Raw genomic sequence first — 23,831 nt, forward strand, 5'->3', positions numbered from 1 at the left:
CACCGTGAGCATGGATATTACCGCGTTTTATCAGACGTTTTTTGATGAAGCAGATGAACTGCTGGCGGATATGGAACAGCACTTGTTATTGCTGGACCCGCTGGCACCAGACAATGAACAACTTAACGCCATTTTCCGTGCGGCTCACTCAATCAAAGGTGGGGCTGCAACCTTTGGCTTTACGGTATTGCAAGAAACCACCCATCTGTTGGAAAACCTGTTGGATGGTGCCCGTCGCGACGAGATGCGCCTGAGCACTGATATCATCAACCTGTTTTTGGAAACGAAAGATATTATGCAAGAACAGTTGGACGCCTACAAAACCTCGCAGGAACCCAATGCGGAAAGCTTTGAGTATATCTGCCACGCACTGCGCCAATTGGCACTTGAAGCCTTAGAACAACAGACGGGTGGCAGTGTCCCCGCCGCCGCGCAGGGCAGTGGTGCGGCAGCCGTTGAAGCGAAAGCCAGCGGCAAGTCACCGGCTCTGGTTCAGGGGGGAATGCGCATTCGTCTGTCTGGTCTGAAAGAGCAAGAGATCCCGCTGATGCTGGAAGAGCTGGGCAATCTGGGCGAAGTCAAAGATCCGCATCAAAGTGCGGATAGCCTTGAAGCGACCTTGATTACCTCGGTCAGTGAGGATGATATCAGCGCGGTACTCTGCTTTGTGCTGGAACCAGAACAAATTAGTTTTGTACAGGCGGAGTTAGAGCTAGCGCCAGAAGCAGATGCTGCTGTTGCCATCGTTGAACCTCAAGCCGCCGTTGCACCGGTTGCTGACGTCAAAACTGCACCTAAAGTGGATGCTGTTGCCGCAGCAGTCAGCCCAGAGCATGTGAAGCCGAAAGCGAAAGCCAGTGAATCCACCAGTATCCGCGTGGCAGTTGAGAAAGTTGATCAACTAATTAACTTGGTGGGTGAATTGGTTATCACCCAATCCATGCTGGCACAGCGCTCCAGCATCCTTGACCCGGTAATTAACGGTGACTTGCTCAATAGCATGGGGCAGTTGGAACGCAATGCGCGTGACCTGCAAGAGTCAGTGATGTCCATCCGTATGATGCCGATGGAGTATGTCTTCAGCCGCTTCCCTCGGTTGGTGCGTGACTTGGCGAGCAAACTCAATAAGCAGGTTGAACTGACCCTGTTGGGGAGTTCGACCGAACTGGATAAAAGCCTGATCGAGCGCATTATCGATCCATTAACCCATTTGGTGCGTAACAGTCTGGATCACGGCATTGAAGATGCAGCAACCCGTATTGCTGCCGGTAAACAGCCAGTGGGCAATCTGACACTGTCAGCAGAGCATCAGGGCGGCAATATCTGCATCGAAGTGCTTGATGATGGGTCAGGGCTTAATCGACAGAAAATCTTGGCGAAAGCGCAGTCTCAAGGGATGGCGGTCAATGAGCATATGAGCGATGAAGATGTCGGGATGCTGATTTTTGCACCGGGTTTCTCCACCGCCGAGCAAGTGACTGATGTTTCTGGCCGTGGTGTCGGGATGGATGTGGTTAAGCGAAATATTCAGGAGATGGGCGGCCATGTGCAAGTCAGTTTCCAAGCAGGTCTTGGCACCTCGATCCGCATCTTGCTGCCATTGACGCTGGCTATTCTTGATGGCATGTCGGTAAAGGTCAGTGATGAAGTCTTCATCTTACCACTGAACGCCGTCATGGAGTCGCTGCAACCTCTGGCTGAAGATCTGCACCCACTCGCGGGCGGTGAGCGCGTCTTACAAGTGCGCGGCGAGTATCTGCCTCTGGTGGAGCTGTACCGCGTCTTCGATGTAGAAAATGCTAAAACTGAAGCCACTCAGGGCATTGTGGTGATTCTGCAAAGTGCCGGTCGTCGTTACGCTCTGCTAGTCGATCAGCTAATTGGTCAGCATCAGGTGGTGGTGAAAAATCTGGAAAGTAACTACCGGAAGGTGCCAGGAATTTCAGCCGCGACCATATTGGGTGATGGCAGTGTGGCATTAATTGTTGATGTGTCAGCTTTGCAGGCTCTAAACCGGGAAAAGCGTGTTGCGGTTGAAGATATCGCCGTCGCATAGCAAATATCCCTATATAGCGCCTGTATGGAATCCATATGTAAACAGGTGCAGGGCCGTGGATGTAGTTCTCGGCCCTGAAAAAAAACATAAATTCAACCTACTGATTGAAGGGTAAACACATGGCAGGACTAGCAACCGTCACGAAGCTGGCTGGCGAAACGGTAGGACAAGAGTTCCTGATTTTTACGCTGGGCGATGAAGAGTACGGCATTGATATTCTGAAAGTGCAAGAGATCCGAGGTTACGATCAGGTGACTCGTATTGCTAACACCCCCGCTTTTATTAAGGGTGTCACTAACTTGCGTGGCGTCATCGTGCCTATTATTGACTTGCGGGTTAAATTTGCCCAAAAAGGCGTGAGCTATAACGAAAATACCGTGGTGATTGTGCTGAATCTGGATCAGCGCGTGGTTGGTATTGTGGTTGATGGCGTGTCTGATGTGTTGTCATTGACCCATGAGCAAATCCGCCCGGCACCTGAGTTTGCGGTCACTTTGGCGACGGAGTACCTGACGGGCTTAGGTTCTCTTGGCGAAAGGATGCTGATTTTGGTGGATATCGAGAAGTTGTTGAGTAGTGAAGAGATGTCGTTGATTGATGCAGTGGCGAAGGGGTAAGGGTAAGAGGATTACTTGATGGGATGGGATCGGATCGGGTTTCGGTTGATATTCATTCAGTGATCACCTGATCTCCGCCACCTCAACCGAGCAGGAGGGCAAGCCGGCCCTCCTGCACCTGCGGCTTGCGCGAAATATGACTGCTGCCGCAGTGCCCTCCGGCAGTTTGCCGGCTAATCGAACCGGAGCTGACTCGCTCCCAGCTCGACAGCCCCTTTCGCCGCGTCCATGCGGCTCATTCGGCCTGCAATCTTTGTCGGTAATATTCCCGATTGCGCTTAAGGTCAAAAACAATTCAAAACCTTGCCATTAACATCCCCTTAAAATAATCCCCCTCCCCAGTAAAGTTCCCCCCCGAGATGCCGATAACACAGTTAATTAGGCGTCTTGTCATTTGACGTACCCGTATTTGATATACTCATGTTTTGATGTACTTATGAAGGAACAACATGTTTAAGCGTATGAAAGTGGTCACCAGCCTGCTGCTGGTGTTAGTGCTATTTGGTGCCTTACAGCTGGTCTCCAGCGGGCTTTTCTTCAACTCCCTAAAAAATGACAAAGAGAACTTCGCTGTTTTACAAGTGATCCGTCAGCAACAATCGGTGTTGAATGAAAGCTGGGTAAATCTACTGCAAACACGCAATACACTGAACCGCGCTGGTATCCGCTACATGATGGATGTCAATCACACCGGCAGTGGCCCGACGGTCAATGACCTTTTGGCTTCAGCCAAAGGCACATTGGGTGTGGCGGCAGACCGTTTTAAGCAGTACGAACAAATTCCGCTGGATAGCCAACAAGATGCGGAATCAGCGACGAAATTAAAACAGACCTATGACCAATATTTTGGCGCATTGACTGAACTAATCCAATTGATGGAAGCGGGCAAGATCAACGAGTTCTTCGATCAACCCACCTCCAGCTTCCAAAATGCGTTTGAGAAAGATTACAACACTTACTTGACACAAAACGACCGTCTGTATGCCACTGCCGTGGAAGACAGCAATCAGTCCTTCAGCTTTGCGATGGGGGTGATTGTTGCCGTACTGATCGCCGTATTAGCCGTGATTATCGTGGTGTGGTTGGGTATGCAACACATCTTAATTAATCCGCTGAAACACCTGATTGAGCACATCAAACATATCGCCAATGGTGATTTGACTCAGAACATCGACGTGCATAGCCGCAATGAGATGGGCACCTTGGCAGCCAGCTTGAAACACATGCAGTCTGAATTGGCGACCACCGTCAATGACGTGCGTTTAGGCGCTGATGCCATCTACAGCGGTGCATCTGAAATTGCTGCTGGCAACAACGATCTCTCGGCGCGCACCGAACAGCAGGCCGCTTCACTGGAAGAGACGGCGGCCAGCATGGAGCAGTTAACGGCCACCGTGAAACAGAATGCGGAAAATGCCCGTCAGGCAAGCCAACTGGCACTGAGTGCCTCAGAAACCGCGCAAAAAGGTGGCAAAGTCGTCGCCAACGTGGTGCAAACCATGCACGAGATTGCGGGCAGTTCGCAGAAAATCGCCGATATTACTAGTGTTATCGACGGTATTGCCTTCCAAACCAATATTCTGGCATTGAACGCCGCCGTTGAAGCGGCTCGTGCGGGCGAGCAAGGCCGTGGCTTTGCTGTGGTCGCGGGTGAAGTGCGCAATCTGGCACAACGTAGCGCACAAGCAGCAAAAGAGATTAAGGGCTTGATCGAAGACTCTGTTAACCGTGTCGATATGGGGTCCGTGCTGGTTGAAAGCGCGGGTGAAACCATGGGCGATATCGTTAATGCCGTCACGCGCGTCACGGACATCATGGGTGAAATCGCTTCCGCCTCTGATGAACAGAGTCGCGGTATCGATCAGGTCGGTCAGGCGGTGACCGAGATGGACCGTGTGACTCAGCAAAACGCCTCTTTGGTGGAAGAGTCTGCTTCTGCCGCCGCGGCACTGGAAGAGCAAGCCAGTATGTTGACCCAATCCATGTCCGTATTCGTTTTGCGTATGGATAACGGTAGTAGCACAAGAAATGTGAGAAAAACAAAGCAGCCGACACAGGATACGAGCGGGACTGCGAAAAAAACACTAGGAAGTGACCTGCAAGATAATTGGGAAACTTTCTAGTCCCCCCTACACAAAACAATACCCTAAATAATTCGAGTTGCAGGAAGGCGGCAACTGAGCGAGTCCCCAGGAGCTTACATGAGTCAGTGACTGGGGTGAACGAAGGCAGCCAACGCACATGCAGCTTGAAATATGACGGGGATAGATAAAGCCGGCCAACGAGCTGGCTGAGAAGAGGTTACGATGTTTGGCCGAATCCGGATTTCTACCAGCTTTTTCCTGTTACTCATCTTGATCTGCTCGATACAGTTAATTTCAAGTGGTCTGTCATTTACGGCTTTTCGTTCAGACTACCAAAATTTAAATCGTGTGGATCTCAGCAGTCAGCAACGGGATGCATTAAGCCTCAGTTGGGTATCCTTGCTTCAGGCGCGTAATACCTTAAACCGAGCGGGGACGCGCTCGGCTCTCAAAGTTCCTCAGGAGCAAGTCAACGCGTTAATGGGCAATGCGCGCAGTTCATTGCAGAAAGCGGATCTCTATTTTAATCAGTTTCTGGCGGTGCCGCGTCTTGATGAGAGTGACACCGGGGGTGAGTTGTTAGATGCCACCAAAAACAGCTATCAAAATTTACGTGTCTCATTACGGCAATTAATCGATTTTCTGGAGGCCGGCAATTTACAAGGTTTTATGGACCAGCCCACCCAGAAAACACAGGATCTGTTCGAAGCGGATTTTTTGCAGTATTTGCAATATGCCAATGAGGTGATTGCCGAGGCAGGCACCCAGAATCAGCAGGCTTACCATCTCTCCATGTGGATATTTGGTGGCGCGATTTTGATGGTGATTCTGATGGCGTTCTCTTCACTGATCTGGTTGCGCACCATGTTTGTGACCCCGCTGAAGATTATGCGCGCCCATTTCGACCGCATCGCGCAGGGGGATCTCTCCGCGCAGATTACTGTCTCCGGCCGCAATGAAATTAGCCAGATGTTTGCCAGCTTGCGCACCATGCAGCATTCACTGATCAGCACGGTGAGCCACGTTCGCGACGGGACAGAATCGATGCTGACGGGGATTCAAGAAATTTCTGCTGGCAACAATGATTTGTCCGCGAGGACGGAGCAACAAGCTGCCTCACTGGAGCAAACCGCCGCCAGCATGGAGCAACTGACCGCAACCGTGAAACAGAATGCGGATAATGCGCGTCAGGCAACACAGTTGGCGCAAGATGCATCGGGAACCGCCGCCAAAGGGGGCGAGTTGACCAGCAGTGTTGTCACCACTATGCATGACATCGCGACCAGTTCGAAGAAGATTGGTGCTATTACCAGCGTCATTGATGGTATCGCCTTCCAAACCAATATTTTGGCGTTGAATGCCGCCGTTGAAGCCGCACGTGCGGGTGAGCAGGGGCGGGGCTTTGCGGTTGTTGCAGGCGAAGTGCGGAATCTGGCCCAGCGCAGTGCGCAGGCAGCAAAAGAGATTAAAGTGCTGATCGATGAATCGGTCAGCCGTGTTAGCCAGGGGTCCACACTGGTTGAAAATGCGGGTACTACCATGGAAGAGATCGTTCGCTCAGTGACTCGGGTTACCGACATTATGGGTGAAATCGCTTCCGCCTCGGATGAACAAAGCCGAGGTATTGAGCAGGTTTCACTCGCGGTAACACAGATGGATCAGGTCACTCAGCAAAACGCCGCATTAGTGGAAGAGGCTGCGGCTGCGGCTAATGCACTGGAAGAGCAGGCAAGTCGGCTCTCCAATGCAGTGTCTGTTTTTCGTTTGGAGCAAGATAGCGACAGCGGGGAGGGGCAAGGCAGTAGTAAGCAATCTGTTGTAAAAGCAACGGTCGCAAAGGAAATCCCAGATTGTCAAATGACGTAACCAAGACTGTGTTGTCGGGGGAGGCTGGATGAAATCATCATCGATGAAACCATCGTCTTTAAATCAAGTTGCTCAGCCATCACCCCTAGAGTCTGGGTCGATCCTGACCCAGATGATTCAACGGCTCCCGCTGTCGGATGTTCACTTCCGGCGCATTTGCCAACTTATCTACCAACGAGCCGGGATTGTACTGGCCGATCACAAACGGGAAATGGTCTATAACCGCTTGGTCAGGCGGTTGAGATTGCTGGATATTAACGATTTTGGTCAATACCTTGCTTTGCTGGAGAGTGACCCGAACAGTGCCGAGTGGCAGGCATTTGTGAATGCACTGACCACCAACCTGACGGCGTTTTTCCGTGAGGCGCACCACTTCCCGATTCTGGCCGAACATGCTCGCCAGCGATCAGGGAATTATTCGGTATGGAGCACGGCGGCATCGACCGGTGAAGAGCCTTACTCCATCGCCATGACATTAAGTGATGCGCTGGGAAATCGGGCGGGTGCTTGTCAGGTGATGGCCAGTGATATTGATACGCAAGTGCTGGAGAAAGCGACCAGCGGCGTCTATCGGCAGGATGAGCTGAGATCATTGTCGGCACAACAGATGCAACGCTACTTCTTGCGTGGCACTGGCCCTCATCAGGGTATGGTGCGGGTGCGCCCTGAATTAGCCAATATGATTCAGTTCCAGCAACTCAATCTATTGGCCCCCGACTGGGCGTTACCGGGACAATTTGATGCTATTTTTTGCCGTAACGTGATGATCTATTTTGATAAAGAGACGCAGGAACGCATCCTGCGCCGCTTTGTCCCTTTGCTAAAACCCGGCGGCCTAATGTTTGCGGGTCACTCGGAGAATTTCAGTCAAATTAGTCGGGAATTCTATTTGCGCGGGCAGACCGTTTATGGACTGACCAAGGAGAGGTGATGAGTAAAATCAGAGTATTGTGCGTTGATGATTCTGCATTGATGCGCCAGCTAATGACAGAGATTATCAACAGTCACCCCGATATGGAGATGGTTGCTGCGGCACCTGATCCGTTGGTCGCCCGCGATTTGATCAAAAAATTCAATCCGCAGGTTTTGACACTCGATGTTGAAATGCCGCGCATGGATGGCTTGGATTTTCTTGAGAAACTGATGCGGTTGCGGCCAATGCCGGTGGTGATGGTCTCATCCTTAACCGGGAAGAACTCCGAGATCACCATGCGGGCGCTGGAGTTAGGGGCGATCGATTTCGTCACCAAACCCCAGTTGGGCATCCGCGAGGGGATGCTGGCTTACAGTGAGCTGATTGCGGAGAAAATTCGCACCGCCGCTAAAGCGCGCTTGCCACAACGAGGTCCGGAACATGCGCCGGTGATGCTGACTCATACCCCGCTGCTCAGCAGTGAAAAGCTCATCGCCATTGGGGCATCGACGGGGGGAACTGAGGCAATCCGTACTGTGTTACAGCCTTTGCCGCCAACCAGTCCGGCGCTATTGATTACTCAGCATATGCCACCGGGTTTTACCCGTTCATTTGCCGAGCGACTCAATAAATTGTGCCAGATTACGGTGAAAGAGGCAGAAGACGGTGAACGTGTATTGCCCGGACACGCCTACATTGCACCCGGTGATCGGCACATGGAACTGGCGCGCAGTGGGGCAAACTATCAGGTGCGCATCCATGACGGCCCAGCGGTGAATCGTCATCGCCCCTCGGTTGATGTGTTATTTCGCTCGGTGGCGCAGTATGCAGGGCGAAATGCGGTGGGGGTGATTCTGACCGGGATGGGCAATGACGGTGCGGCCGGGTTACTGGAAATGCATCGGGCAGGGGCTTATACCATCGCCCAAAACGAAGCCAGTTGTGTGGTGTTCGGTATGCCGCGTGAAGCCATTGGCATGGGCGGTGTGAATGAAGTGCTGGATTTGAATCAGATTAGCCAGCGGATGTTGGCGCAGATTAGTAGTGGCCAAGCCCTACGAATCTAATCCTCTTTGTCCTTGCTGCAACCCCAATGTCTTTGGGGATAGATCAGATGTAAATCAGTTTTGGTCGTTAATCGCTCAGCGGTGAGCAACAAACTTTAGGAGTGGGTATGGCGGATAAGAATCTCAGATTTTTGGTGGTAGACGATTTTTCGACCATGCGTCGTATTGTCCGAAACCTGCTGAAAGAGCTGGGTTTTAACAATGTGGATGAAGCCGAAGATGGCGTTGACGCATTGAATAAATTACGAACGGGTGGTTTTGATTTTGTGGTTTCTGACTGGAATATGCCGAATATGGATGGCTTGGACCTGTTGAAAACAATCCGTGCTGATGGTGCTCTGAGTTCTCTGCCGGTTTTGATGGTCACTGCCGAAGCTAAAAAAGAGAATATTATTGCAGCAGCGCAAGCCGGTGCCAGTGGTTATGTAGTGAAACCTTTCACTGCCGCAACCTTGGAAGAGAAACTCAATAAGATCTTTGAAAAGTTGGGTATGTAAGGAGGCGGAATGAGTAACCATCAAATGCCCGCATCAGATGCGGCATCAGCCAGTGACATTATTAGCCGTATTGGTAGCCTCACGCGGATGTTACGCGACAGCCTACGCGAGTTAGGTCTGGATCAGGCGATTGCTCAGGCAGCGGAAGCCATTCCCGATGCCCGCGATCGTCTGGACTATGTGGTTCATATGACCGCGCAAGCCGCTGAGCGCGCATTAAACTGCGTCGAAGCAGCACAACCGCGCCAGAATGAGCTGGAGTCATCAGCCAAAGCGCTCAAAGTTCGCTGGGATGAGTGGTTTGCCAACCCCATCGAGCTTTCTGATGCGCGTTCGCTGGTCACGGATACTCGTGATTATCTGGATGTGGTCCCACAGCACACCTCATTTACCAACGCGCAGTTGTTGGAAATCATGATGGCGCAGGATTTCCAAGATCTGACCGGTCAGGTGATCAAGCGCATGATGGATGTGGTGCAAGAGATTGAGAAGCAACTCTTGATGGTACTGATGGAGAACATCCCAGATATGCCGTCTAAACCGCAAAAGCCGACTGACAGCTTACTCAATGGGCCGCAGATGGACAAAACTGGGGCTGGCGTGATTGCCAACCAAGATCAGGTTGATGATCTGCTGGACAGCTTGGGCTTCTAAGCTGACAGATCACCCTTATTGGGCTTGCAGATGAGGGGCGTCTCTCATCTGCGATCTCTCTTCTCTATCGTCTTCTCCTCCCCATCTCTTCCTCTGCCCAATAGACCTCATATTGGCGAATTCATGCTGGCCAATCATCTTCATTCACTAAATAACCCACTAATTACTGCGTTGTTCCATCCATAGGCTAGCTGAATGTTTGTCATGCTAAGCAGCAATTTTTATCACTTATCCCTTCCCGGATACGGAACGCACACCCTGAACAGAAACCTGAGTGCTGGACAGGAAACTTCATGCTGAATAGGAATATTGACTGTGGCTGAAGATAGCGATCTGGAAAAAAGCGAGGAACCCACAGCCCACAAGCTGGAGAAGGCTCGCGAAAAAGGCCAGATTCCGCGCTCGCGCGAACTGACCTCGATGCTGATGCTCGGGGCCGGTTTGGCGATCTTGTGGGTTTCGGGGGAGTCAATGGCGCGCCAACTTGCCGCCATGGTAGCGCAAGGGATGCATTTCGATCACGGTGTGGTCACCAATGATAAGCAGATGCTGCGCCAACTGGGCATGTTGCTGCACCAAACCGTGATAGCTTTGCTGCCGATTTTTGCCGGATTGGTGATTGTGGCACTGGCGGTCCCGATGCTGCTGGGCGGTGTGCTGTTTAGTGGCGAATCGATCAAATTTGATCTGCAGCGGATGAGTCCAATTTCGGGCTTAAAACGGATGTTTTCCACTCAGGCGCTGGCTGAACTACTGAAAGCGATTTTGAAGGCGACACTGGTCGGCTGGGTAACCGGCATTTTCCTCTGGCATAACTGGCCAGACATTATGCGCCTGATTGCGGCCCCGCCAGTGGCGGCGCTAGGGGATGCGCTCCACCTGATTATTCTCTGCGGACTGGTGGTGGTATTAGGTTTGACCCCGATGGTCGGCTTCGACGTATTTTTCCAGATAACCAGCCATATCAAAAAGTTGCGTATGACCAAGCAGGAGATACGCGACGAATTTAAAGATCAAGAGGGTGACCCGCATGTCAAAGGGCGCATTCGACAGCAACAACGGGCGATGGCCCGCCGCCGCATGATGGCGGATGTGCCTAAAGCCGATGTCATCGTCACTAACCCGACTCACTATGCGGTCGCTTTACAGTACAACGAATCCAAAATGAGCGCCCCCAAAGTGCTGGCGAAAGGCGCGGGGGCAGTGGCACTGCGGATTCGCGAGTTGGGCGCAGAACACCGCATTCCTTTATTAGAAGCGCCGCCGCTGGCGCGGGCACTGTTCCGGCACAGTGAGGTGGGGCAACACATTCCCGCCACCCTGTATGCTGCGGTCGCGGAAGTGCTCGCCTGGGTTTACCAACTGAAACGTTGGAAGCGGGAAGGTGGCTTAATTCCGAAAAAACCTGAACATCTGCCAGTGCCGGAAGCACTGGATTTTGCAACAGAGAGTGAGACTGACTAATGGCAAATTTGGCCGCCCTGCTTCGTTTACCGGGCAACTTTAAAGATACGCAGTGGCAAATCCTTGCCGGGCCAATCCTGATTCTGATGATCTTGTCGATGATGGTGTTGCCACTGCCGCCCTTCATCCTTGATTTGCTGTTTACCTTCAATATCGCGCTCTCCATCATGGTGTTGTTGGTGGCGATGTTCACCCAACGCACTCTGGATTTTGCGGCATTCCCGACCATTTTGCTGTTCTCAACCTTGCTGCGGTTGTCCCTAAACGTCGCCTCCACCCGTATCATTCTGATGGATGGTCATACCGGGGCCGGAGCGGCTGGCCGTGTGGTTGAAGCCTTTGGTCACTTTCTGGTCGGCGGTAACTTCGCCATCGGGATCGTGGTCTTTATCATCTTGGTTATCATCAACTTTATGGTTATCACCAAAGGGGCGGGGCGTATTGCCGAGGTTGGTGCGCGCTTCGTTTTGGATGGGATGCCCGGTAAGCAGATGGCGATTGATGCCGACTTAAATGCGGGCTTGATTGGCGAAGATGAGGCGAAAAAACGTCGTTCAGATGTGACACAAGAGGCCGACTTCTACGGTTCAATGGACGGGGCCAGTAAATTTGTGCGCGGTGATGCGGTTGCCGGCTTAATGATCATGGTCATTAACGTGGTCGGCGGCTTACTGGTTGGGGTTCTTCAGCACGACATGGCGGTGGGCCACGCGGCAGAAACCTACACCTTGCTGACTATCGGTGATGGTCTGGTGGCGCAAATCCCGGCATTGGTGATCTCCACTGCGGCGGGTGTCATCGTGACCCGCGTGAGTACCGATCAGGATGTGGGTCAGCAGATGGTCACCCAGTTGTTCAACAACCCACGGGTGATGGTGCTCAGTGCCAGCGTCTTGGGCTTGTTGGGCATGGTGCCGGGGATGCCGAACTTTGTGTTCCTGCTGTTCACCGCCGCCTTGCTGGCATTAGCTTGGCGCTTGCGAGGGAATCAAACCGAGAAACCGGCGGTGGCAGAGTCACCGATGGTGCAGGATCAACAGCAGGCCGCTGAAGCGACATGGTCGGATGTTCAGTTGGAAGATCCGCTGGGGATGGAAGTGGGCTATCGCCTGATTCCGATGGTGGATTTCCAGCAAAATGGCGAGTTGTTGGGCCGAATCCGCAGCATCCGAAAAAAGTTTGCCCAAGAGATGGGCTATCTGCCTCCGGTGGTGCATATCCGGGATAATTTGGAGCTGCCGCCCGCCAACTATCGCATATTAATGAAAGGGGTGGAGATTGGCAGTGGCGAAGCCCATCCCGGCCGTTGGCTGGCGATCAACCCCGGCAACGCGGTCGGCACCTTACCCGGCGAGGCGACCCATGACCCCGCCTTTGGTCTGGCGGCGGTATGGATCGAGAGTGCACTACGTGAACAGGCGCAGATTCAAGGCTTTACCGTGGTTGAGGCCAGTACTGTGGTGGCAACCCACTTGAACCACCTGATCAGCCAATATGCCAGTGAACTCTTTGGCCGTCAGGAGACCCAGCAGTTGTTGGATCGCGTCACACAAGAGATGCCGAAGCTGACCGAAGATTTCATTCCCGGTATTGTGACCTTAACCACACTGCACAAAGTGCTACAAAATCTGCTAATGGAGCGGGTCTCGATCCGCGATATGCGCACCATTATTGAGACACTGGCGGAGCACGCGCCAAATCAAACTGATCCTTACGAGTTAACCGCCGTGGTGCGCGTCGCCTTAGGGCGCTCCATTGCACAGCAGTGGTTCCCCGGCACGGGTGAAATTCAGGTGATTGGGCTGGACGCGGCACTGGAGCGCTTATTGCTACAGGCGCTGCAAGGCGGTGGCGGTTTAGAGCCGGGTCTGGCGGATCGTCTGCTGGAGCAATCCAAACAAGCGCTGCAACGGCAAGAGATGTTGGGTGCACCGCCAGTGCTGCTGGTGAACCATGCTCTGCGCGCACTGTTGGCCCGCTTCTTGCGCCGCAGTTTGCCGCAGATGGTGGTGCTGTCCAATCTGGAAATTGGTGATAATCGCCAGATCCGTATGACCTCGACCATAGGAGCCGCGTGATGCCAATTCGTCTTGCTCGAGTGATGTTTGTGGGTTTGCTTTCGGTCAGTGTATTGCCGTTGAGTGCGCTGGCATCAGGATCTTGGGTGGCAGACGATATTGGTGTGACGCAGAGTGCGCGCGGTGTGGCGACCTCCGCCAAGCCGCTGCAATCCCCTGTGGCGCTGGCGCAGGAAAATGCACGCATTGTGTCGGTAGGCTGGCGCTACCAATTAATGTCAGCAGCGCCAGAGGGCTTACAGGTGAAGTTATGTACCCCCACGCGCTGTATGCCCTTGGAGGGTGGCAGTGGGCAGAGTCGGGGGCTGGCCGGTGAAGCCGCAGCGACGCAACTGACTTTTGTCTACTTTATTGCGGGTAAAGGCCGGGTGAATCCGCCGCTACAGGTGATCAACAATCAGGTGCTGGTCAACTATCGCTAACTTGATAATCGCTAACCCCAGATGGGGTGCGCGCAAGTGAAACAATAATTTTCGGGGAAATACACCCCTTTCATTTCAACCGCTTGCACTGCCTGAGCCATCGACAGTGCCAATGCGCCACAGAACAACAACCCCAACAGCATAGTGATTCTTTGTTTTTTCATCTCTGTGCTCCTCGTCGACACTAAGCAAACAGGGCTTAGTCACAGCAGAATAACGCGCCGTAAAAAAAGAGGAAAAACCCTTTTTTGAGGGGACTGGAAGTCAATGGCATAGAGACTGAAAATGGGAGAGTGAGGCCGAGGGTCGCACAGAGAAAAACCCCGCAGGGCGGCAGCTTATCTCTGTGGCAAATAGGTTCTTTTTGGCGTGGTTAGTATTAAACGCCGATCTTGCGGCCCAGTAAGCTGGCACCTTTGGCTTGACCATCAGGGCCATACAGTGATTGACCATGACGCGTATTCAGAACTGCCAGCGCCTGAGTGTTATGCTCAATGTGCTGTTGCAGCAGTAGCCCGTTGTGCAGGTTGCTGTACTGAAGGTGCTCAGCCAGTTGCAACATCCGTTGCCACCGCTCGGCGAGCACTTGATTGCTGCTGTAGGGCGAGTGAATCTTGGCCGCAGTTTCAGCGGTGAGTCGGGTTTGATCCAGATAAGCCAGCGTCGCCAGTATTGAGCTTTTTTGTTCAGTCACCCCTTGCAGCACAATGCCTTGAATCCGGCCGGAGCAGAGTAGTTGCTGCTCTTGCGCGACAACTGTCGTCAGTGACTCTAAAAGCTCCAATTGCTGGTCCAGATTGATCTGTAATCTCTCCACCACTGCTTTTCCTTTTACGATTAATGCTGATTTTTACGGCGAACAATCGAGCGACGACGCGCGTTATGACTAGCTGTTCTTTAAGTCATCCGCGACATTTTTCAGCAAAGCATCGGCAATTTTGCCGGTGTCCATGGTCAGTTGACCTGAACGGATAGCCTGTTTTAACGTTTCTACACGTTCCACATTGATATCCTGACTGCCCGGTTGCATCAGTTTTGCCTGCGCATCACTCAATTTAACCTCTGTACCACTCACTGCTGTTTTTGTTTGGGCAGAAGGCTTACGCGACTGCTGCGCAATGTCACTGATTTCCCGTGCCTGCACTTTTGTTGCTGGTGATAGCGGTTGAGTGCGTTCAATACTCATGTTGTGTTGCTCCCTTTAGAGCGGGATTGACGTTTATCGACCCGCTATTCGATGGCGGGATTGTCACTGTGTTACCCGCAAATAACTGCATATTAGAGTTATCGGCAAAGGTTAAAAAAACTTTAATCACTATAACATAATGCGAATAGTCCCATCGTCGGCCACCACACCGCTGACGATTTGGCCTGATGGCATGCGCACACGGACGCTATCTTGAATGGCCGCATTGTTCATCGCTTTACCATTACTGTTCACATTAAACCCATCCCCCTGCGCCAGCACCTGCACATCTTGCCCCGACTTGATAATCCACAGACGGCGCAGCATATTGCGGGTCAAGGGTTGCCCGGCGTTGATTTGCCGCAAACTGACCGAACCTTGCGCAAACTGTGGCTCCAGCAAGGCACCGGGTGGCAGGGTATCCAATCGGCCTTGCTTCATCTCAACATCCTGCGCCGTGATTTTCGCCCCCGCCGCCAGTTGACGGCTCGCCACAGCATAGCGCCCACTCACCTGAACTTGCGTCTGGATAAAGCGGCGCACACCCTCGCAGCGTACCGACAAGCTGATATTCCCCCAAGGGCGGGCATGGGTCGGCAAGGTGATTTCCGGCATCTCGCACTGTGGCCACTGGCTCTGCGGCGTTTTGATAATGACGTTAACCTGACTCTCTTTGTCAGGATATTGCTGCTGGAAGAATTGATTTACCTGCGCGGATAAATCTGCGGCTACCGCCTGATGGGCAAATAGCTGACTCACCAGCAGTAGCCCCAAAGCTAATGTTTTGGCGTCATCTCTTTTTATTGCCATCACTTCTTTCTCCAGCGCTGCCATTGAGTAAACCAGACCCGGCCTTTTAAACCCACAGTCTACTTCTGCGCTCTAGTGTACCCGTCCCTTTCTCAGGTTAAGGGGATAAATAGCGACGCATTTTGCCCTTATTCTGACGATAGGCTTCCCTATGCGACGTTTATGCTGTCGACTCCAAATTCTAACCTTGCGGGGGGACTATGCTCGACAAACTGGACGGTGCTCTGCGTTTTCAACAAGAGGCGCTGAACTTGCGCGCTCAACGACAGGAGATCCTGTCGTCCAACATTGCGAATGCGGATACACCTGGCTTTCAGGCACGTGATATCGATTTCTCCAGCCAACTGCAAAAAGTGATGGAGCAAGGACGTGCTAGCGGTACAGGGGTGTCGCTCAGTTTAACGTCAGCCCGTCATATCCCGGCAAGCACGGTTCAACCCCCTGATCTTGATCTGTTATTCCGCGTGCCGGACCAGCCATCAATGGATGGCAACACAGTGGATATGGACCGTGAACGTACCAATTTTGCCGATAACAGCCTGAAATATCAGACTGATTTGACTGTGATTAGCAGTCAGATCAAAGGGATGTTGTCAGTGTTACAACAAGGATAAGACGCATGTCTTTACTGAATATTTTTGATATTGCCGGTTCAGCATTATCAGCGCAGTCGCAACGGCTGAACGTCAGCGCCAGTAACATGGCGAACGCCGACAGTGTGACTGGCCCGGATGGTCAGCCATACCGCGCTAAGCAGGTGGTTTTTCAGGTGGCAGCCCAACCGGGGCAAGAGACCGGGGGCGTGCGTGTATCACAAGTGGTCGATGACCCCGCACCGGACCGTTTGGTGTTTCAACCGGGTAACCCGCTGGCCGACGCCAAGGGTTATGTCCGTATGCCTAACGTGGATGTGACGGGCGAGATGGTCAACACCATTTCGGCTTCGCGCAGCTATCAGGCCAATGTTGAAGTGCTGAATACCACTAAATCTCTGATGCTCAAGACGCTGACACTGGGTCAATAACAGGAGCCTGCATACATGGCCATTACCAACTCCCTGACGGATAGCGATTACGGTATTAACAGCACCAGCGGCACCAACTCTACCGCCGCCAGTGGCAGTACCAGTCAGGATCTGCAAAACAGTTTCCTGACGTTGTTGGTTGCGCAGTTAAAAAATCAGGACCCGACCAACCCAATGCAAAACAACGAGTTGACCACGCAATTGGCGCAGATCAACACCGTGAGTGGCATTGAAAAACTGAATACCACACTGGGTTCTATTTCCGGTCAAATCGACAGCAGCCAATCCCTGCAAGCCAGTAGCTTGATTGGTCACGGGGTGATGATTCCCGGCACTAATGTGTTGGCGGGCAGCAAAGATGGCGTTGTCACCACTACCCCATTTGGGGTCGAGCTGGACCGCGCAGCTGACAAAGTGACCGCAGTCATCAGCGATAAGAATGGTCAGGTGATGCGGACCATTGAGATAGGTAGCTTGACCGCAGGGGTCCACGCCTTCACGTGGGATGGCTCATTGGATACCGGTGGCAATGCACCGGATGGCGCTTACACCGTGGCGATCACCGCCAGCAATGGAGGCTCATCACTGATGACCACGCCATTGAGTTATGCGGTGGTCAATGGGGTCACCCGTGGCAGTGATGGTGCCAAATTGGATCTCGGTCTGGCGGGCACCATCACCATGGATAAAGTGCGTCAGATTTTGTAGTTCAGTGATAGGTCGCAAACAGTAGCAAAACCAATACGACGGTGGGCCATGGATTCGAACTGACTCACCCTCAATTTTAAAAGCAGCCTTTGATATGTCATCAAAGCGCAAGGTCTGTAACGGACCCCGAATTTAACGGAGAAGAAAATGGGCTTTTCTCAAGCAGTCAGCGGTTTGAACGCAGCATCCAGCAATCTGGATGTGATCGGTAACAATATCGCCAACTCGGCGACGTCAGGTTTTAAAGCCGGCTCAGTTTCTTTTGCCGATATGTTTGCCGGTTCTCAGACCGGGATGGGCGTTAAAGTTGCGGGGATTACTCAGGACTTTAACGACGGTACAGCCACCACCACCAACCGTCGTCTGGATTTGGCGATCAGCCAGAACGGCTTCTTCCGTATGCAAGACAGCAGCGGCGGCATCTTCTATGCGCGTAACGGGCAATTTAAGCTGGATGCTGACCGCAATATCGTCAACATGCAGGGTCTGAGCCTGACCGGCTATCCGGCAACCGGTACGCCACCGACCATCCAGCAGGGCGCAAACCCGATTCCGCTGTCGATTCCGCAGGATATGATCTCAGCCAGAGCCACCGACTCGGGTTCGATGGTGGCGAACTTGACCTCCACTCACGACATTGTTCCGGCGACCCCGGCATTTGATCCCGATAAGCCAGCCACTTACAGCTTCGTCAACAACATGACCACCTACGATACCTTGGGTAACCGCCATGAGATCAATGTGTTCTATGTTAAACGCACGGAAAGTTCCACGACGGGTAACTCTTGGGATGTCTACACCCGTGATAGCAGCGCCAATCCAGCACAAACGGCCCCCTTACTGCGGGGTTCCATGCAGTTTGATACCAATGGCGCACTGAGCAGCGTGACCAATGGCGCGAATCCACCTAGCACCACGGATTTCACTCTGACCATCCCGATGGGCATCGTTAACGGCGCAACCGCCGGGCCATTCGCGCTGAGTGTGGCGGGGACTAAGCAGCAGAACACCGGGACTGACAGCATTGTTTCGCAAAATCAAACCGGCTATGCCGCCGGTGAGTTCACGGGCTTCCAGATCAACAATGATGGCTCAGTGGTCGGCACCTACTCTAACTCGCAAACTCAGTTACTCGGCCAAATCGTGATGGCGAACTTTGCTAACCCAGAGGGGCTGTCATCGGAAGGCGATAACGTGTGGAAAGAGACTCGCGCCTCCGGTAACCCGATGCTGGGCACGGCTGGCGGTGGCGGTTTCGGCACCTTGACCAGTGGCGCGCTGGAGTCTTCAAACGTGGATTTGAGTAAAGAGCTGGTGAACATGATTGTGGCTCAGCGTAACTATCAGTCTAACGCGCAGACCATCAAAACTCAGGATCAGATCTTACAAACTCTGGTCAACCTGCGCTAATCGAACTGACGGGATAAGCTCATGGATCACGCAATATATACCGCGATGGGCGCTGCTCGACAGTCGCTGGATCAACAGGCGGTCACGGCGAACAATCTGGCGAACGCCTCTACGCCGGGGTTCCGCGCGCAGTTGTCTGCCATGCGCGCCGTGCCTATCGACGGGCCGAGCATGGCAACCCGCACCATGGTGGTGGCATCGACCCCCGGCGTGGATATCAGCCAAGGGACCATCAATTTCAGCGGTCGCCCGCTGGATGTGGCTTTGCAGCAAGATGGTTATCTGGCGGTACAACTGCCCGATGGCACTGAAGCCTACACCCGCAACGGGAATATCCAAGTTGCGGCTAACGGCCAAATGACGGTGCAGGGTTACCCATTAATGGGTGACAACGGCCCGATCGAAGTGCCCCCGCAAGCTGCGGTCACCATTGCGGCGGATGGCACCATCTCGGCGCTGAATGCCGGTGACTCACCCAATACCATTGCGCAGCTCGGCCAGATCAAGCGGGTTCGGGCAACCGCGGGTGAAGTGATGCACGGCGATGATGGTTTGTTCCATCTGACCCCTGCGGCACAACAGGCACGAGGTGCGCAGTTGGCCAATGATCCGCTGATTAAAATCATGCCGGGCGTGCTGGAAGGCAGTAACGTGAAAGCGGTGGAAGCCATGACCGACATGATTGCCAATGCCCGCAGTTTCGAAATGCAGATGAAAATTATCCACAGTGTGGATGAAAACGAACAGCGCGCTAATCAGCTGTTAGCAATGAGCTAAGCGCGCAGGCGCAGAGGAATAAACTGATGATCCGATCACTCTGGATTGCCAAAACCGGTTTGGATGCCCAGCAAACCAACATGGACGTCATCGCCAACAACTTGGCGAACGTCAGCACCAATGGCTTTAAACGCCAACGTGCGGTATTTGAAGATTTGCTCTACCAAACCATGCGTCAACCGGGGGCGCAATCCTCCGAACAGACCACCTTGCCGTCAGGTTTACAGATTGGTACGGGGGTTCGTCCGGTGGCGACTGAGCGCTTGCACAGTCAAGGCAACCTTTCCAAGACCGATAACACCAAAGATATCGCCATCAAAGGTGAGGGGTTCTTTCAGGTGCAGATGCCTGATGGCACCAATGCTTACACTCGCGACGGCTCTTTCCAAGTTGACCAGAACGGCCAGTTGGTCACTTCCGGCGGTTTTCAAGTGCAGCCCGCCATCACCGTCCCTGCGAATGCCCTGAGCATGACCGTGGGCCGTGACGGGATAGTCAGTGTCACCTTGCAAGGGCAAACCGCCACCCAGCAAGTGGGGCAACTGACATTGACCACCTTCATTAACAACAGTGGCTTGGAAAGCATTGGTGAGAACTTGTATCAGGAGACCGCCAGCTCCGGCGCGCCGAATGAAACCACCCCCGGACTGAACGGCGGTGGCTTGCTGTATCAGGGCTATGTTGAAACCTCTAACGTCAATGTGGCGGAAGAGTTGGTCAACATGATCCAGACGCAACGCGCCTATGAAATCAACAGTAAAGCGGTTTCAACTTCCGACCAGATGTTGCAAAAACTGACCCAGCTGTAAATCCGCCTCGGGGGGCGATAGCGCCCCCTGATGGCCGCAGAATAATGAGTATTGGGGGCTGACCTTGCCAGCCGCTAACAGGTTACAGGACTGATAATCAGAGATGGACAAAAAGCCGCTGCGTAAATCAGGTGGAGTGAAATGGGTCTGCATGCCATTGACGGCCATGCTACTCAATGGCTGCGCGTATATTCCGCATAAATCACTGGTGGATGGCACGACATCTGCACAGCCGGCCCCGGCCAGTGCGCCACTACCGAATGGCTCTATTTTCCAAGCCGCTCAGCCGATGAACTATGGTTATCAGCCACTATTCGAAGACCGCCGTCCACGTAACGTCGGTGACACGCTGACCATTACCTTGCAGGAAAATGTCAGCGCCAGTAAAAGCTCCTCCGCCAATGCCAGCCGTAATGGCTCAAGCAAATTCGGTGTGGCGACGGCTCCTCGCTATCTGGAAGGGTTGCTGGGCAATGCCCGTGCCGACATGGATATTTCTGGCGACAACACCTTTGGTGGCAAGGGTGGGGCGAATGCCAATAACACCTTCAGTGGCACCATCACCGTGACTGTTGATCGCGTGTTGGCAAACGGCAACTTGCATGTGGTAGGTGAGAAGCAGATCGCCATCAATCAGGGAACCGAATTTATCCGCTTCTCTGGGGTCGTCAACCCACGCACCATCAGCGGCAGCAATACCGTGACCTCGACTCAGGTGGCGGATGCGCGCATCGAGTATGTGGGCAATGGTTATATCAATGAAGCGCAAACCATGGGCTGGTTGCAGCGGTTCTTCCTTAATATCTCGCCGTACTAAGAGGCCCTAAGATGCGTAAACCGTCACTTGTCACACTTATTATTACGCTGTTCTCGCTGGTGTGGATGCCCGCGCAAGCAGAGCGTATCCGCGATTTGGTGACCGTTCAGGGAGTGCGTGATAACGCGTTGATCGGTTATGGACTGGTGGTGGGGCTGGATGGCTCCGGTGACCAGACCATGCAGACCCCCTTCACCACGCAAAGTCTGAGCAACATGTTGTCGCAGTTGGGGATTACCGTCCCACCGGGCACCAACATGCAGCTCAAAAACGTGGCTGCGGTGATGGTGACCGCGAAGTTACCGGCATTCTCCCGCGCCGGACAGACCATCGACGTGGTGGTCTCCTCCATGGGTAATGCCAAAAGTATTCGTGGCGGCACCTTGCTGATGACCCCGCTAAAAGGGGTGGATAATCAGGTTTACGCCTTGGCACAAGGTAACGTGCTGGTCGGTGGTGCTGGGGCTTCATCCGGTGGCAGCAGTGTGCAGGTGAATCAATTGACTGGCGGGCGCATCAGCGGCGGTGCCACTATCGAACGTGAACTGCCGACCACCTTTGGCTCCGATGGCGTGATTAATCTGCAATTGAATACTGAAGATTTCACCATGGCGCAGCAGGTCAGTGACGCTATCAATCGCCAGCGCGGTTTTGGCTCAGCCACTGCAATTGATGCGCGCACCATTCAGGTTCTCGTGCCGCGCGGTAACAGTTCTCAGGTCCGTTTCTTGGCGGATATCCAGAATATCCCGGTGAATGTCGATGCCGGAGATGCCAAAGTGATTATCAACTCCCGCACCGGTTCGGTGGTGATGAACCGCAATGTGGTGCTGGACTCCTGTGCGGTGGCGCAAGGGAATCTGTCGGTGGTGGTCGATAAGCAAAACACCGTCAGCCAGCCGGATACCCCGTTCGGCGGGGGGCAGACGGTCGTGACACCGAACACCCAGATCTCTGTTCAGCAGCAAGGTGGCGTGTTACAGCGCGTCAATGCCAGCCCGAATCTGAACAATGTGGTACGCGCCTTGAACTCACTGGGGGCCACCCCAATCGACTTGATGTCTATCTTGCAGGCGATGCAAAGTGCCGGCTGTCTACGGGCTAAATTGGAAATTATCTGATGAGCGATTTGATGGCGATGTCCGGCTCCGCCAATGAGATGTTCGGGGCCGCCTATGACACCCAATCACTGAATGCGTTAAAACGTGATGCGGCCAGAGACCCCGAGGGCAACCTGAAAAAGGTAGCCCAGCAGGTGGAGGGGATGTTTGTGCAGATGATGCTGAAAAGTATGCGCTCTGCCTTGCCGCAAGATGGGGTGATGAACAGTGATCAGACCCGACTTTATACCTCGATGTATGACCAGCAGATTGCTCAGCAGATGTCGGTCAAGGGGTTAGGTCTGGCCGACATGATGGTGAAGCAGCTTTCAGGTTCCACCTCGCCAAGTGAAACTGCGGGCACTGTGCCGATGATGCTGGATAATGAAGTGTTGCAGACATTACCCGCACAGGCACTGGCTCAGATGGTGCGCCGTGCTATGCCGACGCCCCCGGCTAACAGTGGCGTGTCACTGCCGCAAGGCCCCGGTAACTTTGTGGCGCGGATGTCGATTCCAGCACAAATTGCCAGCCAGCAGAGTGGGATTCCTCATCAGTTGATTATGGCGCAAGCCGCACTGGAGTCCGGCTGGGGTCAACGTGAGATCCCAACTGCTGACGGCAAGAGCAGCTTCAACGTCTTTGGTATCAAAGCGGGCAGCAACTGGGATGGCCCGGTCAGTGAAATCACCACCACTGAATATGAGCAGGGGGTGGCGACCAAAACCAAAGCCCGTTTCCGAGTCTATGGTTCGTATGTCGAGGCGGTCAGTGATTATGTGAAATTGCTGACCCAAAATCCGCGCTACGCCCATGTTGCTGCGGCACAAAGCCCTGAACAGGGCGCACATGCCCTGCAACAAGCGGGTTATGCGACCGACCCGCAATATGCGCAGAAGTTGGTGAGTGTGATTCAGCAGATGAGGAGCGCCGGGGAGCAGGCGGTGAAAGCCTACAGCAGCGACCTAAGCCAGCTCTTCTAAAAATAGGCTATTTTGCTTGCCATTTTGGGATTGGGCAGTGCTCAGAATCCTCACGTACTACGTGTACGCTCCGGTTCTTGCGCGCTGGCCGCACCCAAACTGTCTGCGCCAATAACGCCTATTGGATTGTGAGTAGGCTATTTTGCTTGCCATTTTGGGATTGGGCAGTGCTCAGAATCCTCACGTACTACGTGTACGCTCCGGTTCTTGCGCGCTGGCCGCACCCAAACTGTCTGCGCCAATAACGCCTATTGGATAGGTTGTGATCTGGCTGTGTTCGGTTGCCAGCATCACCGGTATCAATGAGGTGAGGATAGGCAGAAGAGTAAAGCGTCCGCGCCAAGGATGGCGCGGCACGAGCCTCCAAGGATGGATTGACGGCGTCTTTACGATCTGCCTGTTCTCACCGTAACGTGCGCGGCTTTATTCCTTGGTTTTACTCACAATAATGCTCGATATTTTCACTCAAGTTTCTCAATGTCGGGCCGA

25 protein-coding genes are annotated in these 23,831 nt (G+C 53.3%); 20 read left to right on the forward strand and 5 right to left on the reverse strand.

Translation table 11 applies throughout. The features are described from left to right. Positions 1-10: 10 nt before the first annotated feature. The 11 genes from cheA (at position 11) to HRD69_RS13625 (ending at position 13,718) form a co-directional block, all read left to right on the forward strand. Complete coding sequence (gene cheA, locus HRD69_RS13575) at positions 11-2,056, forward strand: chemotaxis protein CheA (RefSeq protein WP_004873550.1); 2,046 nt, start codon at positions 11-13, stop codon at positions 2,054-2,056. 119 nt (positions 2,057-2,175) lie between these two features. Then, entirely contained in the window at positions 2,176-2,673 is a 498-nt protein-coding gene (gene cheW / locus HRD69_RS13580; RefSeq protein WP_004873549.1) for a chemotaxis protein CheW, read from the forward strand. Positions 2,674-3,122: 449 nt separating this feature from the next. Beyond that, positions 3,123-4,796 carry a methyl-accepting chemotaxis protein gene (locus HRD69_RS13585; RefSeq protein ID WP_032815677.1) on the forward strand — a complete coding sequence of 558 codons (1,674 nt, stop codon included), beginning with the start codon at positions 3,123-3,125 and terminating at the stop codon, positions 4,794-4,796. A 183-nt stretch (positions 4,797-4,979) separates the two neighbouring features. Next, positions 4,980-6,623 (forward strand): methyl-accepting chemotaxis protein, encoded by a 1,644-nt coding sequence (locus HRD69_RS13590; RefSeq protein WP_032815461.1) that lies wholly within the window; start codon positions 4,980-4,982, stop codon positions 6,621-6,623. Positions 6,624-6,735: 112 nt separating this feature from the next. Then, complete coding sequence (gene cheR, locus HRD69_RS13595) at positions 6,736-7,554, forward strand: protein-glutamate O-methyltransferase CheR (RefSeq protein ID WP_032815469.1); 819 nt, start codon at positions 6,736-6,738, stop codon at positions 7,552-7,554. Next, positions 7,554-8,603, forward strand: coding sequence for a protein-glutamate methylesterase/protein-glutamine glutaminase (locus HRD69_RS13600; protein WP_004877496.1), 1,050 nt, complete (start codon positions 7,554-7,556; stop codon positions 8,601-8,603). Before cheR ends, HRD69_RS13600 begins: the two co-directional genes overlap by 1 nt. 107 nt (positions 8,604-8,710) lie before the next feature. Next, positions 8,711-9,100: a chemotaxis response regulator CheY gene (gene cheY / locus HRD69_RS13605; RefSeq protein ID WP_032815462.1), complete on the forward strand. Its 390-nt coding sequence runs from the start codon at positions 8,711-8,713 to the stop codon at positions 9,098-9,100. A gap of 9 nt (positions 9,101-9,109) precedes the next feature. Further along, a complete protein-coding gene (cheZ, locus tag HRD69_RS13610; RefSeq protein ID WP_032815463.1) occupies positions 9,110-9,754 on the forward strand; it encodes a protein phosphatase CheZ in 645 nt (214 codons plus the stop codon). Positions 9,755-10,069: 315 nt separating this feature from the next. Continuing rightward, positions 10,070-11,218 carry a flagellar biosynthesis protein FlhB gene (gene flhB, locus HRD69_RS13615; protein WP_032815464.1) on the forward strand — a complete coding sequence of 383 codons (1,149 nt, stop codon included), beginning with the start codon at positions 10,070-10,072 and terminating at the stop codon, positions 11,216-11,218. Then, positions 11,218-13,296 (forward strand): flagellar biosynthesis protein FlhA, encoded by a 2,079-nt coding sequence (flhA, locus tag HRD69_RS13620; protein ID WP_004877503.1) that lies wholly within the window; start codon positions 11,218-11,220, stop codon positions 13,294-13,296. Before flhB ends, flhA begins: the two co-directional genes overlap by 1 nt. Continuing rightward, positions 13,296-13,718, forward strand: a complete 423-nt coding sequence (locus HRD69_RS13625) for a flagellar protein FlhE (RefSeq protein ID WP_032815465.1) — start codon at positions 13,296-13,298, stop codon at positions 13,716-13,718. The genes flhA and HRD69_RS13625 overlap by 1 nt, the downstream gene beginning before the upstream one ends. A gap of 11 nt (positions 13,719-13,729) precedes the next feature. On the opposite strand, the gene HRD69_RS13630 is transcribed toward HRD69_RS13625, so the two are convergent. The 4 genes from HRD69_RS13630 to flgA all read right to left on the reverse strand — a co-directional run bounded on the left by HRD69_RS13630 (position 13,730) and on the right by flgA (position 15,714). Beyond that, positions 13,730-13,882: a hypothetical protein gene (locus tag HRD69_RS13630; RefSeq protein ID WP_004877507.1), complete on the reverse strand. Its 153-nt coding sequence runs from the start codon at positions 13,880-13,882 to the stop codon at positions 13,730-13,732. Positions 13,883-14,097: 215 nt separating this feature from the next. Further along, entirely contained in the window at positions 14,098-14,538 is a 441-nt protein-coding gene (locus tag HRD69_RS13635) for a flagella synthesis protein FlgN (protein WP_004877509.1), read from the reverse strand. A 66-nt stretch (positions 14,539-14,604) separates the two neighbouring features. Next, complete coding sequence (gene flgM, locus HRD69_RS13640) at positions 14,605-14,904, reverse strand: flagellar biosynthesis anti-sigma factor FlgM (protein ID WP_004877512.1); 300 nt, start codon at positions 14,902-14,904, stop codon at positions 14,605-14,607. A gap of 129 nt (positions 14,905-15,033) precedes the next feature. After that, on the reverse strand, positions 15,034-15,714 hold the full coding sequence (flgA, locus tag HRD69_RS13645; protein WP_032815471.1) for a flagellar basal body P-ring formation chaperone FlgA: 681 nt from the start codon (positions 15,712-15,714) through the stop codon (positions 15,034-15,036). 200 nt (positions 15,715-15,914) lie between these two features. Between flgA and flgB the strand changes: the two genes are divergently transcribed. The 9 genes from flgB (at position 15,915) to flgJ (ending at position 23,342) form a co-directional block, all read left to right on the forward strand. Then, positions 15,915-16,328 (forward strand): flagellar basal body rod protein FlgB, encoded by a 414-nt coding sequence (flgB, locus tag HRD69_RS13650; protein ID WP_004877516.1) that lies wholly within the window; start codon positions 15,915-15,917, stop codon positions 16,326-16,328. 5 nt (positions 16,329-16,333) lie between these two features. Continuing rightward, positions 16,334-16,738, forward strand: coding sequence for a flagellar basal body rod protein FlgC (gene flgC, locus HRD69_RS13655; protein ID WP_004877518.1), 405 nt, complete (start codon positions 16,334-16,336; stop codon positions 16,736-16,738). 15 nt (positions 16,739-16,753) lie between these two features. Then, the gene (gene flgD / locus HRD69_RS13660; RefSeq protein WP_004877520.1) at positions 16,754-17,446 is read left to right on the forward strand and encodes a flagellar hook assembly protein FlgD; all 693 of its coding nucleotides are present in this window, start codon (positions 16,754-16,756) and stop codon (positions 17,444-17,446) included. 147 nt (positions 17,447-17,593) lie between these two features. Further along, on the forward strand, positions 17,594-18,856 hold the full coding sequence (flgE, locus tag HRD69_RS13665) for a flagellar hook protein FlgE (protein ID WP_004877522.1): 1,263 nt from the start codon (positions 17,594-17,596) through the stop codon (positions 18,854-18,856). Positions 18,857-18,877: 21 nt separating this feature from the next. Further along, entirely contained in the window at positions 18,878-19,633 is a 756-nt protein-coding gene (locus HRD69_RS13670; protein ID WP_004877524.1) for a flagellar basal body rod protein FlgF, read from the forward strand. A gap of 26 nt (positions 19,634-19,659) precedes the next feature. After that, a complete protein-coding gene (gene flgG / locus HRD69_RS13675; protein WP_004877525.1) occupies positions 19,660-20,442 on the forward strand; it encodes a flagellar basal-body rod protein FlgG in 783 nt (260 codons plus the stop codon). A 103-nt stretch (positions 20,443-20,545) separates the two neighbouring features. Beyond that, positions 20,546-21,259: a flagellar basal body L-ring protein FlgH gene (flgH, locus tag HRD69_RS13680; protein WP_004877528.1), complete on the forward strand. Its 714-nt coding sequence runs from the start codon at positions 20,546-20,548 to the stop codon at positions 21,257-21,259. A gap of 11 nt (positions 21,260-21,270) precedes the next feature. Beyond that, positions 21,271-22,380 carry a flagellar basal body P-ring protein FlgI gene (locus HRD69_RS13685; protein ID WP_004877529.1) on the forward strand — a complete coding sequence of 370 codons (1,110 nt, stop codon included), beginning with the start codon at positions 21,271-21,273 and terminating at the stop codon, positions 22,378-22,380. Then, positions 22,380-23,342 carry a flagellar assembly peptidoglycan hydrolase FlgJ gene (gene flgJ, locus HRD69_RS13690; protein WP_032815467.1) on the forward strand — a complete coding sequence of 321 codons (963 nt, stop codon included), beginning with the start codon at positions 22,380-22,382 and terminating at the stop codon, positions 23,340-23,342. The genes HRD69_RS13685 and flgJ overlap by 1 nt, the downstream gene beginning before the upstream one ends. Positions 23,343-23,522: 180 nt before the next feature. On the opposite strand, the gene HRD69_RS13695 is transcribed toward flgJ, so the two are convergent. Next, positions 23,523-23,699, reverse strand: coding sequence for a hypothetical protein (locus tag HRD69_RS13695; RefSeq protein WP_172984618.1), 177 nt, complete (start codon positions 23,697-23,699; stop codon positions 23,523-23,525). Between the last annotated feature and the right edge of the window lie 132 nt (positions 23,700-23,831).

This window comes from Yersinia mollaretii ATCC 43969 (assembly GCF_013282725.1).
GTDB lineage: Bacteria > Pseudomonadota > Gammaproteobacteria > Enterobacterales > Enterobacteriaceae > Yersinia > Yersinia mollaretii.